Genomic DNA, 13787 nt, shown 5'->3' with positions numbered 1-13787 from the left:
CCCGAGGCGGCGCGCCTCGCTGCCGCATGCGTGACGCTGCGACCCGGCGTGGCGCTGGACCCCCGGACGGGCCTGGCGGAGAGCCACACCTTCCGCGTCGTGGAACGGGCGCGGGCCGGCCTGGTGCTCCGTTCCACGGCTGTGGTGCAGCACCCCGAGCTGCCGTGGCCTGCGGAGCTGGTCCTGCTGGCGGCAGCCCGGTTGACCGAGCACGCGGGCGGGAACCGCCGGCGTGGCGGAGGCAGGTGCACGGTCACGGTCCCGGACTCGCCCCGGGGCATGGCGGAGGTGCTGCGCCTGCTCGCGACCGCTGAGGTTCCCGAGCCACCGCGGGCGCCGGCCCACGGGGCGGCGGCACGGTTGGGCGACCGACCGCAGGAGCCCCTGCAGCACGTCGCCACCTTGCACCTGACGTGCCTCACCCCGGTGACGGCTGCTCGGTCGAGGTCAGGCAACCTCGTCACCTGCAGGGAAGAGGTACCCGGCACGATGCTGCTGCCGATCCTCGCGAGGGCCCTCGGTGGGGAGGCCACACCTGCGATCACCGGCGGTCGGGTCGTGGTGACGGATGCGACCCCGGCCGCCGGGCCGTGGCGTTCGCTCCCGGTGCCGCGTTCGATCCAGGCCCCCAAACGCTCCGACCCCGGTCGGGCGACCACTGCCGTCAACGTGCTGGTGGAGGTGGCCGCCGAGCGTTTGCGGCCCCTGGCCGGCCACCTCGCCCCGGGGGCCGACGGGACGGCCGTGCGGGTGGGCGCACCTCTGGTCCAGCAGGCGCACGCCGTGATCGACCCCGATCTGGGGCGACCCAGCGAGGACTCGGGCGGGCTGTTCGTCCAGGAGGCCATCGCCGAGGGCACCGAGCTGCGTGCCGAGGTGTGGGCGGCCGCGGACGTCGACCTGGACCTCGCCATCCTCCCGGGACGGTACCGGGTGGGCTCGTCGAGCAAGGACGACTACGGGTGGGTCGAGGTGGACGTCGCCGACCCTGCACCCCACCCGTGGCTGGGCGGGGACCCTGAGAGTCGGGTCCTTACGGTCTGGTTGACCTCTGACCTGCTGCTCCGGGACGGGTCCGGACGGCCCGCGACGGGTCTCGGCACCGTGCTGGGCGCGCTGAGCCACTCCCTGGGCACAGCCGTCGATCTCGACGAGGGTGGGCACGCGCCGGCCGCGTTCACGACCACGCGGCGGGTGGACTCCTGGTCTGCGCGTTGGGGTCTGCCGCGACCCTCCCTGGTCGGGTTGCGAGCCGGTTCGGTGCTCCGGGTGCGGTGCGCGGACGTCCCGGAGGCGTCGCGGGTCTCCCGGTTGCAGACCGATGGCCTGGGTGAGCGACGTGCGGAGGGATTCGGGCGGGTGCTGATCGGCAGCCCTCTGCTCGCGCAAACCCGAGTCGCAGTGCGACCCGACGCGGGCACCGGCGGCCCCAGGTCCGTCCCGCGACCTGCTGACCTGGACCCGGACGGGGCACAGGTACTCGAGCTGTTGCGCACGGACGCCTTGCGGGCGCTCATCACCGAACAGGTGGCGGCGGTGACCACCGACGCGCAGCGGCGCCGCGCGCTCCTCCCCGCCGGTCCCACCCGGGCCCAGCTCGGGGTCCTGCGGGAGCTTGCACGCGCCGTGCTCGCCGGTGACGACGGCGCCGTCCGCGAGTGGTGCCGCAAGACCAGGGACAAGACGAGGGCCACGGCCCACGACGTGACCCGCGTGGAGGCCCTGCTGCTGGACGGCTCGGTGTGGGCGCATCTCGACATGGCCGACCCGGGTGCCACACCCGCGTTGGTGCGCGAGGCGCGGGCACTGCTGGTGGAGAACCTCGCCCGCGAGGAGAGCAAGCACATGACCCGGGCGACGTCCGGGCAGCGAGGGGGTGCCCGATGACCACCACACGTCCACGCTCAACGGTCCGCTACGAGCTCACGGGAACGCTACGGGCCCTCACCCCGCTCCACATCGGCAGCCTGACCGGCGACCTGGTGGACCGGCCGGTGGCCCTCGACGGCCAGGGCCGTGCCTTGATTCCAGGGAGCTCGTTGGCCGGGGCCCTGCGCTCCGCCTGTGAGCGCGCGTCCGACCTGGCGGGCCTGTCGGCCGAGGCGTCGACACGACTGTGGGGTTCCAGGAACACCGCGGACGAGGGCGCGGCCGCCGGGTTCGTCACCGTGGACGACGCGACCGGTCAGGACCTGGTGCTCCCCGAGGTGCGTTCCTCCACGTCGATCGACAGGCGTCGCGGGGTCGCGGCCGACGGCACCCTCCGATCTGCCGAGGTACTCCCCCGCGGCACCTCGTTCGCATTCCGCGTACTGGTGGCGGAGCCGTCGGGGCGCGAGGGGGACGGTGCGGCGCTCGCGGCCCTGATCGAGGGTGTGCTGACCGGCCCGGGGCTACGGCTGGGTGCAGCCACGACCCGGGGTCTGGGGCACGTCGTTCTCGAGGGCGCCCGTCGCACACGCCGCGACCTCGGTTCGCGTGCGGGCCTGCTCGCGGCCTTGGAGGGCCGGGAGCCGGACGTCTTGCAGGCGCCTGTGGAGGTCGGCGCTGCCCCGGGCACGCTTCGCGTCACGGTTCCGTGGCGCGCGCGCGGCCCGGTGATGACATCCCTGCGGGTCCAGGGGGCTGCCGCCGACACCGTCCCCTTGACGAGCCGCGACGCGCTGGACGGTTCGGTCCGGTTCCTGCTGCCCGGGTCGTCGATCAAGGGGGCGTTGCGTTCGCAGGCCGAACGCATCGTCCGCACGCTGACGGGGAGCGAGGCTCCGTCGGACCATCTGGAGGGCATGGCCGGGCCACCCGCGGTGGTGGCACTGTTCGGGCGGCCGGCCCAGGACGACGCCGCCGGGACGGGATCGTCGGACGATCCCGGTCAGCAGGGACGCAAGGGGGCACTGGTGGTCCAGGACTCCATGAGTGAGCGCGCCGTCCCTGGTGCGAGGTGGCGGGAGGTGCTGAGGGCCGCCCACGACCCGGGGACCGGGCCGGTGCCACCGCTGACCGGCGCGTTGTGTGAGGCGCTCGACGGGCCTGGTGAGCTGCGGTCGGTGACAAGGGTCGCCCTGGACCGGTGGACGGGGGGCGCGGCAGACGGGGCTCTGTGGACCGTGGTCGAGCCTCACCTGACAGGCCCGGGGCAGTGGCGTCCGATCGAGCTGGTCCTCGACCTGGAGCGCGCAGGCGACGAGGCCGAGGCGGCGCTGGCTCTGCTGCTGCTGGTCCTGGTGGACCTGTGCGAGGGCTGGTTCGGCCTCGGGTACGGCCAGACGCGTGGCTACGGCTCGGTGGAGGTGGACCCGGGGCAGGTCAGGTTCGACCTCGACCCGGGTACCGCCCCGCGTTCCCTGGCCGAGGTGGCTCAGGAGCTCGCCGGGGCGTCCCTGACGGGTGTCAGGGCGAACGGCACCGTTCAGGAGTGGTCGGTGCGGGTGCTCGCCGCACTGGCCGGGCAGGGGGTGGGGCTGTGAGGGTACGGACCGGTCCGGTGGCAGAGGGGCGGCTGGTGGGTGCGGACGAGGCACTGGCTGCGTTGGGTGGTGCGGGAACGGCCTTGCTGATGGGGCCGGCCGGGGCCCGCGCGGTCCGGGTGACTGCGGCGGGAGCCGCTGTGGGCCGGGACGGCGAGCCGGTGGACCTCTCGGACGTGTTCGAGGTGTGTGCGTTCGACGGCGTCCGGGAGGTCAGGTGGACCCATGGGACGGGCGGGCTGGGTTGCGCCGTGATGATCGAGGAGGCCGACGACGAGCAAGGCCCCGACCGCCTGTGCGTGACCACGTTCCTCTTGTGGGGCGAGGTGACCGAAAGCACGGCCGGCTGGTCGACCACGGTCTCTGCCCGGGTGGGGGGCCTCGAGGTGCCGATCGACGCGCCGATCGGGTCGCGGCTCGCACTCGAGGTGGTGGAGTACGCCGCCGAGGACGAGCACGGCACGTCCCGCGTGGTGCAGGAACGCACGGTGCGGATCATCACGACGGAGAAGAGCTGAGATGTCCGAGAACCCTCGCGTGGACGACGAACGGCCCCACACGGTGGCCGGCGATCACTTCGTCCACCCTTACGGCTTCGTCCCTGCTCCTGCGCGGTCCGGACTCCCAGCAAGCTTGGCGGACGGGCCACCGGCGGGCCACGACCGGTACCGGTCGGACCGGTTCCACGGCCGTGTCGCCGTGACGATTGAGACCGTCACCCCGCTGCTGCTCCTGGACACGGCCCGGCCGGTGCAGGACCAGGATGGCCTTCGGACGTTCCCGGTGCGGGTCGATGCGGACGGTCGACCATTGCTGGAGGCGACCGCGGTCAAGGGGATGCTGCGCAGTGCCTTCGAGGCGGTGACGAACTCCCGGTTCGGTGTTTTCGGCCCGCACGACACACCGCTCGCGATCAGGCAGCCGGCGAAGTCGGCCCTCGACCTGAGGGCCGCGGTGGTTCAGTCGCTCCCCACGGCGGGTGCGGACGGTCGGCTCCTGGTCACCGAACTGGTCCCTGCCGGGGAGGACCCGTCCGGGCTCCAGGTCTGGGTGCCCGCGTACACCTCGCCCCGGAGTGTGGACGTGGCACGCTTCGAGCACGGGGACGAGGTAGAGGCGTGGGTCCACCTGATCCGGCGCGACCCGGGTCAGCGAGGCAGGGGCGCCACCTTCCGGATCTGGCGGGTCTCCGACCTCGAACGTCGCGGCCGGCTGGCACCGACGGCCTCCGACCCGGTGGAGGGTCGCGCGTACAGGGCCGAGGGCCTGGCGCCTGTGCGGGTCGTGGGCCGGCTGATGAAGTCCGGCAAGAGCTTCATGAAGAAGCACGACGAACGACTGGTCGTGACGGAGGTGCTGGAGGGTCCCGCGAGTCTGGAGTGCCAGACTGCGAACCTGACCACACGCCATCTGTCGTCCTGGCGGGCAGTGATCGACTCCTATGTGGCGGCGAGCGACGGCCGGAAGGATGCCGCGGCCTACGTCACGGACCACGAGAGGTGGCGGGACCTGGAGCCTGGCCGGCCGGTCCACGCCGTCATGGTGGGCCGCGACGTCGACCGCATCGTGCCCTCCATGATCGGGCGGGCGCCGTTCGCGCGCTCACCCCGTGAGGTCGCCGGTCCGGACCTCCTCCCGGCGACGGATCCCGACAGGCTCAGCCCTGCCGACCGGGTGTTCGGGTGGGTGGCACCGGCCGGACCGGCGGACGGCACGGTCGCCGCCTACCGGGGGCACGTCAGGCTGGACCCGGTGGTCTGCGTGACGGACGGGCAGGCCGTGCACCGGCTGGAGGTGTCCGCCAAGCTCGCCGTCCTCAATTCCCCGAAGCCGAGCCAGTTCCGCTTCTACGTCGGTGATGGCAGAGGCGAACCGCTTCGCCGTGGAACCGCGCACAGCGCCTCGATGGGGTACGCGCCGGACCAGACCTTGCGGGGCCGCAAGGTGTACGTCCACCACCACCACAAGGACCTGCCTCCGGAGTACTGGGCGCCCGGGCCCGGGGCCACGGCCGAGGATCGGGTGGGCGGTACGTTCCGCTCCTACCTCGCGCCCGGCGGGACACCGGACTCCGTGACGCGTCGCGTCGAGGGTTGGGTGCCTGCGGGCACCAGGTTCGCGACGACGGTGCGCTTCGACAACCTGACGGGGACCGAGCTCGGTGCGCTGCTCTGGGTGCTCGACCCGCCCTCCGGTGCGCACCACCGGTTGGGTGGCGGACGACCCCTGGGTTTCGGCAGCGTCCGGGTCGGCCTGGACCTCGCTGGGACGCAGGTGCTGGCAGGCCGGGCCGTCGCGGGACGGTACACGTCGCTCGCCCCGCAGAGTGACGCCTCGGACTCCGCCCGCATCGTGTCGCTGTGCCGGTCCAAGTTCGACGACGTCCTGCGCGAGGCCTTGCCACAGGTGCGGAAGGCGTGGCTCGCGGCCGCCTGCGGCTTCCAGACGTCTGACGGCGCGGGCGCCCCGGTGCACTACCCCCGTACCGGTGACCCGTCGGCCGGGCCCGTCCCCCCGCAGAGGGAGTCGTACAAGTGGTTCGTGGCGAACACCCGGGACAGGCGCCTTCCCCTCCCGGAGCTGGGCCCGGACTTCGGGTTGCCCTACCTGGAGGACCGCGACACCAGCAGGGGGTCGACCAGGGGCATGGGCGGCGGTGCCCGGCGCGGCAACGCTCAGGGGCGTGGCCGAAGGGGAGGCCCACGGTGACCCGCGGGGAGCGTGCGTCATGCCGCTGACCCTGGACCTGCTGCTGCCCGCGCCCGCGGTGGAGCATGGTACCCCTGCCAGGCTGCATGCGGTCGCCTGCTCGCTGCTCGAGGGCGAGGGTGGCCACCGTACGCAGGTCAAGCCATGGACGGCGTGGCCGCTGAGGGATGCGGACGCCACCGGGGTTGCGTGGCGGTTGACCTGGCTCGCCGACGGGCACGTCCCCCCGGCCATGCTCGAGCCACCTCTGCAGCTGCGGCTCGGGCCCGCCGATCTTCGGGTCCACCGGGCCGAGCTGGCTGCGGTGGAGTACGAGGAGGTCGCCCAGGCGCCGCCGGCCGGGGGTGCCGGGTTCCACCTCGTGACCCCGACGTACTTCAACCGTGAGGGCACCGACGTCGTCCTCCCGGAACCGACTCTCCTGCTCGGGTCGCTCCTACGACGGTGGAACCTGTTCGCCCCGGCGCCGCTGCGGTTCGGACCCGAGGACCGCGGGGCACTTCTCGAGCACGCGCGAGTGTCGCAGTTCGACCTGCGTACCGTCCGGACGAGCACGGTCCGGGGGGTGCCGCGGCGCGGTGCGGTGGGCAGTGTCGAGGTGGATCTGCCTCGACGGTCCCCGACACGGTCACGTGAGGTGCTGGGTGTCTTGACCGCCGCCGCAGAGCTGCTGGGTGCGGGACGCGCGACGACGTCGGGCAGCGGCGTCGTCCTGGGCCGCCCCAAGGGCTGAGCGGGGCGGACGATGACAGGGTGGGATGAGGGTGACGTGATGGCTCGCGTCGCGGACGAGGGTGCCCTGACCCGTGCGTGGTCGGAGGTGCTGGAAGCCGCGGAGCGGGACGGGCGGGTGCCCGTCTCGGTGCGTCGTTTCGAACGCGGGGTCGCGGCCTCCCTGGTCCGTTTGTCGGGGGAGCTCTCGAGCGGTCGGTACCAACCTTCGAGGGTGAGCGAGGTGAGTCTGCGCACGGGGTCCGGGTCTGAGCGCGTCCTGCGGATCGGTGCGGTCGTGGACCGGGTCGTCGAGCGGTCCCTGCTCAATGCGCTGACACCGGTGATCGACCCGTTGCTCTCGCCGTTCGCCTTCGGCTTCCGTCGCGGGCTGGGGGTCAAGGACGCGGTCGCCGCCCTGGCCAGGGCGCGGGATGAGGGCAGCACCCACGTATTGCGCTCCGACATCGCTGCGGCGTTCGACTCGGTACCGCGGGCCCGGGCCGTGCAGGCCTTGTCGCGTCTGGTGCCGGACCGTCGGGTGTGCGACGTGGTCGCATCCCTGCTCGCCCGCCTCGACGACTACGGGCTGGAGGGGGTCGGGATCGCGCAGGGAAGCGCCGTGAGCCCGTTGTTGCTCAACCTCTACCTGCTCCCGTTCGACGAGGCACTGATGGCCAACGGGTTCACCCCTCTGCGCTATGCGGACGACATCGCCGTCCCCGCCATGAGCGAGTCACAGGCTCAGTCCGCAGCGCAGGACGTGGCGCACCAGCTCGAGTGCCTGGGACTGGCCTGCAGCGCGCCGAAGACGTCCATACGCAGCTTCGACGAGGGCGTGCACTTCCTCGGTGTGACGCTGCGCGCGCGGCCGAGCTCTACCGCCCCACCTCCGGCCCGCTCCCGCCCACAGCGGATCAGCATGGTGGTGAGCGAAGGGGGCGCGGTGGTGCGGACGCGGCGCGGGCGCGTCCGTGTGGATCGTGACGGTGAGACCGTGGCATCCATGTCGCTGTCGCGGGTGGCGCGAATCGTCGTCCAGGGCCGGGTGGGGCTGACCACACCTCTGCTCCACGAGGCGGCACAACGTGGCATCGACGTGGTGATGCTGTCCCGCTCCGGCGGTTACGTGGGCCGCTTGTCGCGCCGGCGCCCGGGCGACCCGTCGCTGCGCCGCGCGCAGGCACGCGCCTACGACTCCGGGGCCGACCTGGAACGGCTGACCACCGCCTTCGTCTCGGGGAAGATCACCAACATGCGGGTGGCTGTCCTTCGTCATCAGCGCGGGGCGGGCACAAGCGAGGAGGGCGCGCGGGTGGCCGCTCAGCTGGCCGAGGCGCGCGCCCGAGCCTCGGTGATGCGGTCGGTCCCCTCGCTCATGGGTGTGGAGGGCGCTGCGACGCGTGCGTACTTCGGGTGGTTGGGTTCCCGGGTGGGTGAGGAGTGGGGGTTTCACGGTCGCGCACGTCGCCCTCCACCCGATCCGGTGAACTCGATGCTCTCGTACGGGTACGTGTTGCTGTGTGCCGAGGGCGTCTCAGCGTGCGAGCAGGCAGGGCTGGACCCGGACATGGGTTTCCTGCACTCGGACCGGTGGGGCCGCCCCAGCCTGGCCCTCGACCTGATGGAGGAGTGGCGTCCCGTGATCGTCGACTCCACGGTCCTGCGGATCATCAGCAACAAGCGGCTGAAACCGTCCGACTTCACCTTCGACGCGAAGCAGGGCGCCCGGATGACAGCACACGCGCGCCAGACGTTCCTGAGGGAGTACGAGGCCCGCATGCTCACCCTCGCCGGCTCCGACGCGGGCGCAGGCCGCCAGCCCTACCGCAGGCTGATCGCCACGCAGGCGATGCGACTGGCGGAGGCCCTCCGCACGCCGGGCGGCCCCTACCGGCCCTACGTGTGGCGTTGAACCATGATCTGGATCCTCGCCTGCTACGACATCGCCGACGACGACCGCCGCAGCCGCCTGTCCGACCTGCTCGCCGAGCTCGGCCCGCGCGTGCAGCAATCCGTGTTCGAGTGCCGCCTGCCGAGCAAGAAGGCCCTGCGCCGGCTCCTGGGTGAGCTCGCAGCGCTGATCGACCCTGTGGAGGACCAGGTACGCGTCTACGAACTCGGCGGCCAGGGCCCACGCCCGCAGATCGTCGGGACGCGCATACTGGAGGAGTGGAGAGACATGTGGGTCGTGTAGAGCGCGGGGACCGCGCGCGCGACACATCTGCGCTGGTCACAGCCATCGATCCGCCCCAGTCCCCCGCTGGCGCGCACGCCGTCCCGCGCGCACGCCCTCGCGCGCGCGTTCGCCCGCGTCAGCCCTGGTCAGCCCGGGGTCAAAACGGGTAGGGTTCCACCCATGGCCCGAAACTGAGGGCATTGAAACTAAAACATCCCCTGAGGGGATGTAAAGGGTTTAAAGTTCCACCCATGGCCCGAAACTGAGGGCATTGAAACGGGTACTCCAAACGCCAAGCCTTAATCGTGTCAGTTCCACCCATGGCCCGAAACTGAGGGCATTGAAACATCGAACCCACACTGGATCGATTTTAAGTCGAGTTCCACCCATGGCCCGAAACTGAGGGCATTGAAACCTTTAGCGGCAGGACGCACCCCTAAACCACTTGTTCCACCCATGGCCCGAAACTGAGGGCATTGAAACTCGTCCCTCATCTCCTGGTTGTGACATGTCACGGTTCCACCCATGGCCCGAAACTGAGGGCATTGAAACCAGAAGTCCAGCCCCGACATCTTTCCGTAGGCGGAGTTCCACCCATGGCCCGAAACTGAGGAGCTGCCGGGGGCGGGCGGCTACGCCAACGAGAGGCGGGCGGCCGCGCGTTCGGGCGGCTCCAGCCTCAGGTCAGCGAGCGGTATCAATTTCACCCTTGTGCACGGCGGGGCGTTCTGATGAGCTCTCACGATGGTCGAGTCGCTGTCGCGTGCCGTGTGGAGCTGCCACTCGCACGTCGCCTCACCGGAGGACCTCCTGTACGGCGACCGCCTGGGCCACCGGTACGAGTACGACTCCCATGTGATCAACCACGCCCAGGTCTCCGTGGGCGACCTGCTGGTGATCCGTGACGCACACCTGGTCTACGGGTACGGGGTCGTGGAGTCGATCGACCGGCGACCGGGAATCAAGACGATGCGCCGGTGCCCCACCCCCACGTGCCGCTCCGCGGACATCGTCGCGCGCAAACGCTTGTCACCCACCTACCGCTGCAACGACTGCAAGAACACGTTCGCGGTGCCCGTGCCGGAGGAGAAGGACGTCCTGCTCTACTCGGCGACGTACCAGAACTGGTGGTTCGAGTTCCCGTCCACCGTGCCCGTCCGGGTACTGAGCGACCTCTATGCGGGCGGGGACCGGCAGAACGCCATCCGTCGCCTGGTCCCCGATCAGGCGACCAGGCTCCTCGGGACGCTCGGTGGGGTTGAGGCCTTCCTGCATCTGGAGCTCCTGGGCGGCAAGACGGCGGCGCCCGGGGGTCACGTGGAACGGCTCGTCCGGCAACGGGTCGGACAGCAGCAGTTCCGCGAGCGCCTGATCGACCGGTACGGCGCGACGTGCGCGGTGACGGGCACCCAGCCGGAGGCCGTCCTCGATGCCGCGCACCTGCTCCCGTTCGCCGACCGGCCCGTTCACGACGAGGACGGCGGGCTGCTCCTGCGAGCCGACCTGCACCGCATGTTCGACCGGTTGCTCCTGACGATCGACCCGGCGACGTGGACGTCGCGGGTCGCGCCGGCCGTGCTGCGCAAGCACGAGCGGTTGTCCGCGTTCGACCGGCAACCGGTCGCGGTGGCCGATCGGGTCCGTCCACGACGCTCGCTCATCGAAGCGCACCACCTGGCCGCGCGGCGGCGGTGGCGGGACCTCGAGCCGACGGTCCGCTGAGCGGGCATCAGCTCACGTCCGGGTCGTCCGGTTCCGCGAGGTGACGCGCGTGGTCGAGGATCTCTGCCCACAGGTGGCGCGGTGCGACCTCGGTCAGGAGGTCCAGGACGTGGTGGGCGTTGGCGTCGACCACCGTGCGCCGCACCGGGGACGACCCGGACTGGCGACCCTGGCCGCGGAGGTCCCGCCTCGTCGCACCGGGGGCCGTGCCTGCTGCGCCCTGGTCGACAGGCGTCACGTCGGGGGCTTCGGCCACGTGGACCTGGTCGAGGAGTGGGGCGGGCACCCGACCCGGGTGATGGACGATGTCCAGGTACCCGGTGGTCCTGGTGAGGGCCACGTACAGCATCCGGAGGCCGTGCGTGCCGTCCGCCGCGATCGTGTGGGGGTCCACGACGACGACGGCGTCGAACTCCAGGCCCTTGGCCGCGGCCGGCCTCACCACGTTGATCGCCGTGGTCAGGCCGCCCTGCTCGGCGTCGGACCAGTTGATCTGCGCCTCCTTGAGTGCGCCCACGACCCGCTCACGGTGTTCGTCGGGGCACACCACCCCGACGAACAGCCCCCGGGCGCTGTGCCGTTGCACTGCCGAGACGACTGCCGACGCCATCGCGCGCCCGTCCACGGCCTCCGTCCACGTGGGTGGTCGATCGACGCCGGTCACGACCTCGGGAGCGTCCACGCCCGGGGCGGCGTCCGGCAGCAGGCGCGCAGCGAGCTCCATGACCGCTCGCGGGACCCGGTACCCGAAGCGCAGCTGCTCCACACGCCTGGGCAGCGGGGAGGCCAACGCCTCGACGATGCCGTCCCATGACTCCCGCGCCCAGGGCCCGGTGGACTGGGCGATGTCCCCGACGATCGTCATGGCACCGGCGCGGGAACGCCGACGGAGAGCCACCAGTTGCATCGGCGAGAGGTCCTGGGCCTCGTCGACGACGATGTGCGCGTACGTCCTGCCGTCGCCCCGGATCTCGTCGGCGACGAAGTCCAGGAGCGGCAGGTCCTCCTCGCTCCACGCCTGCTCGGCCAACCTCGGCGCCGGTGGCCGTCGCAACAGCCGGAGCTCCTCGTCGTCCAGGGTCCCGTCCGCGGCGGCGGCAAGCCGCTCGCGGGACCCGAAGAGGTCACGGAGGAACGCCTGGGGCGTCAGTTGTGGCCACACCCGTTCGACGTAGGCCTCGATCTCGACGGCCCGGGGCTTGACCGGGCCGGCGAAGGCTCGCCTGTCTGTGCGCCGGCCCTCCCTGACGACCAGCCCTTCGATCGCCTTCCGCGCCGCCCTGCGACCCTCGGCGTAGGGGGTGCTCTCGAGGTCGGCGAGGAGCCCCTCGACCATGGCGGGCGACAAGGTGACCGACCAGGGCACGCCGTCGAACCCGACCCGCACGTCCTCCCGTGGCACCCTGACCCGCTGCCGGAGCCCGCGGGCCAGCACCTCGCACATCCGCTCGTCACCCTTGAGCTGGGCCGCCCGCGGCTCCTCCGTGACCGACACGCTCACGTCGGCGTCCATGAGCCGGTGCAGGTCGAGGTGAACCACGCGCTGCTCGCCGAGCTCAGGCAGCACGCGGGCGATGTAGCGCAGGAACGTGGCGTTCGGCCCGACGACGAGGACGTCGTCCCGGTCCGTGTCCCGCAGCTCGTTGAACAGAATCGCGGCCACAGCCGTCCTTCTCGAAGTCGGCCGGGGCGGCGTACAAGATCGAGTTGATCGCGCTGCGGCGGGGGCCGCGACGGCTCGACCTCGACGGGCGCTGGCGGGACCGTCGGCAACTCGACCCTGGCCCGCCTTGCCGCCATGTAGGCGTCGTCGTGCTCGTCGAACCGCATCAGGTGGATCGTCGACCCTGCGAGTCGGACGATGAGCCGCCGTCCACCACTGGCGTAGATCGTCCAGTCGTCGCCGCCTACGCGATGGAACTCCTTGAAAGAGGCTGTGCCCTGCCTGCTGAGGCGGGCCTCGAGCTCCGTCAGCTCCCGCTGGACCCGTGGGTTGTCGAGGCATCTCCGCTTGTCCCTGAGGTACTGCTGGGAGGGCATGAGCTGGTAGGTGCCTGGCATGCCTCCCCCGTTCGCCGTCCCGTTCAGTCAGGATCGGCACCGGAGGATGGTTGCTGAAGGGACCCCGCGTTGATCGGTGGCCCGCCGGCCAGCCAGCAGGGAGCAGGGGTGATCGGAACACTAATCTCCGACGAGGCGAGCCTGAACCAGAAGGGCGCGATCTGGGTCGACAGGACCCTGACAGCCCCACCGACGCGGGCCTTCGCCTCACCAGCCTGGGCTGGCGAGGCGGCTCATGTTGCCGGCAGTTCTGCCGATGGAGCAGGCGAGCGCTACGCGAGAGGATTGGTGGGCATGCCTGAGGATCACGGCACGGGGCCGGTCGATGTCGATGCGGAGTGGGCGGCCCTCACGGCGCGGATGATCTCTGGTCAGCCCACCGCCACGGCGCAGCTCACGGTGGACGGGCACGGTCCTGACACCTACGTCCTGGACTGGATGGAGCACGCCACGGGTGGGCGCGGGTTCGTAGCCGCAGTCGTGTCAGGTTCGGTCCGGACATCCGAAGACCCGATGAACGCCACCTTCGACGCCTTCGATGCGCTGCCCGGGGCCGTCGTCGCGGGAGGTGAAGGACCGTGGTTCAAGGGGGTGCTGTTCATCCCCCCGGACGCCGACGTGCAGGTCGTCAGGCAACGCGTCGAGGACGCCTACGCCGCAGGCGGTGCTGATGCCGTGGTGAGTGAGGTCCAGCGGGTCGACATCGAGGGCCTGAGAGAGTGCGTCGTGATGCTGACGGGCATCGACGCGCACGACCTCGACGTGCTGGCTGCCAACTTCTTCGTGCACCACGGCTTCGACCTTCGGCGCCTGCACCTGCTCGATCAGGAGTGCGCCTACCCGGACGTGGACCACGCGTGCGAGCTCGGTTTCTGGCGGGATGTGCACGCCGCATACCGCGAGGGCCACATCGCGGCCCCGTACACCCTCTGATCTGA

Annotated in this window: 10 protein-coding genes and 1 CRISPR repeat array; of the genes, 9 read left to right on the top strand and 1 reads right to left on the bottom strand. The window is 71.4% G+C overall.

Annotated elements, in window-relative coordinates; genetic code table 11:
• The 8 genes from N869_RS00905 to N869_RS16315 all read left to right on the top strand — a co-directional run.
• A partial coding sequence (locus N869_RS00905; protein ID WP_232229537.1) for a hypothetical protein occupies positions 1-1887 on the top strand: 1887 nt, incomplete at its 5' end.
• Positions 1884-3467 (top strand): RAMP superfamily CRISPR-associated protein, encoded by a 1584-nt coding sequence (locus N869_RS00900; RefSeq protein ID WP_035056494.1) that lies wholly within the window; start codon positions 1884-1886, stop codon positions 3465-3467. The genes N869_RS00905 and N869_RS00900, both read left to right, overlap by 4 nt.
• Before the next feature lie 17 nt (positions 3468-3484).
• A complete protein-coding gene (gene csx19, locus N869_RS00895) occupies positions 3485-3985 on the top strand; it encodes a type III-D CRISPR-associated protein Csx19 (RefSeq protein ID WP_035056491.1) in 501 nt (166 codons plus the stop codon).
• Position 3986: 1 nt separating this feature from the next.
• Positions 3987-6176 carry a TIGR03986 family type III CRISPR-associated RAMP protein gene (locus N869_RS00890; RefSeq protein WP_035056486.1) on the top strand — a complete coding sequence of 730 codons (2190 nt, stop codon included), beginning with the start codon at positions 3987-3989 and terminating at the stop codon, positions 6174-6176.
• A 19-nt stretch (positions 6177-6195) separates the two neighbouring features.
• Positions 6196-6909 carry a CRISPR system precrRNA processing endoribonuclease RAMP protein Cas6 gene (gene cas6 / locus N869_RS16325; RefSeq protein WP_156968272.1) on the top strand — a complete coding sequence of 238 codons (714 nt, stop codon included), beginning with the start codon at positions 6196-6198 and terminating at the stop codon, positions 6907-6909.
• Between the two features lie 213 nt (positions 6910-7122).
• Positions 7123-8802 (top strand): CRISPR-associated endonuclease Cas1, encoded by a 1680-nt coding sequence (gene cas1 / locus N869_RS16320; protein ID WP_198025916.1) that lies wholly within the window; start codon positions 7123-7125, stop codon positions 8800-8802.
• Between the two features lie 3 nt (positions 8803-8805).
• On the top strand, positions 8806-9084 hold the full coding sequence (gene cas2, locus N869_RS00875; RefSeq protein WP_052104812.1) for a CRISPR-associated endonuclease Cas2: 279 nt from the start codon (positions 8806-8808) through the stop codon (positions 9082-9084).
• A 153-nt stretch (positions 9085-9237) separates the two neighbouring features.
• A CRISPR array of direct repeats spans positions 9238-9618; the repeat unit is 36 nt; unit sequence GTTCCACCCATGGCCCGAAACTGAGGGCATTGAAAC.
• Positions 9619-9810: 192 nt separating this feature from the next.
• A complete protein-coding gene (locus tag N869_RS16315) occupies positions 9811-10788 on the top strand; it encodes an HNH endonuclease (protein WP_052104811.1) in 978 nt (325 codons plus the stop codon).
• Between the two features lie 7 nt (positions 10789-10795).
• Here the strand turns inward: N869_RS16315 and N869_RS00865 are convergent, their stop codons facing one another.
• Positions 10796-12451, bottom strand: coding sequence for a HelD family protein (locus tag N869_RS00865; protein ID WP_052104810.1), 1656 nt, complete (start codon positions 12449-12451; stop codon positions 10796-10798).
• A gap of 692 nt (positions 12452-13143) precedes the next feature.
• On the opposite strand from N869_RS00865, the gene N869_RS00860 reads away from it, so the two are divergent.
• Positions 13144-13782, top strand: a complete 639-nt coding sequence (locus N869_RS00860) for a hypothetical protein (protein WP_035056483.1) — start codon at positions 13144-13146, stop codon at positions 13780-13782.
• Positions 13783-13787 lie beyond the last annotated feature (5 nt).

It is taken from the genome of Cellulomonas bogoriensis 69B4 = DSM 16987 (genome assembly GCF_000767165.1).
In the GTDB taxonomy this organism is placed as follows: Bacteria; Actinomycetota; Actinomycetes; order Actinomycetales; family Cellulomonadaceae; genus Actinotalea; species Actinotalea bogoriensis.
Note: the sequence above shows the minus strand (reverse complement) of the source record. Positions and strands in the feature narration are given on the sequence as shown.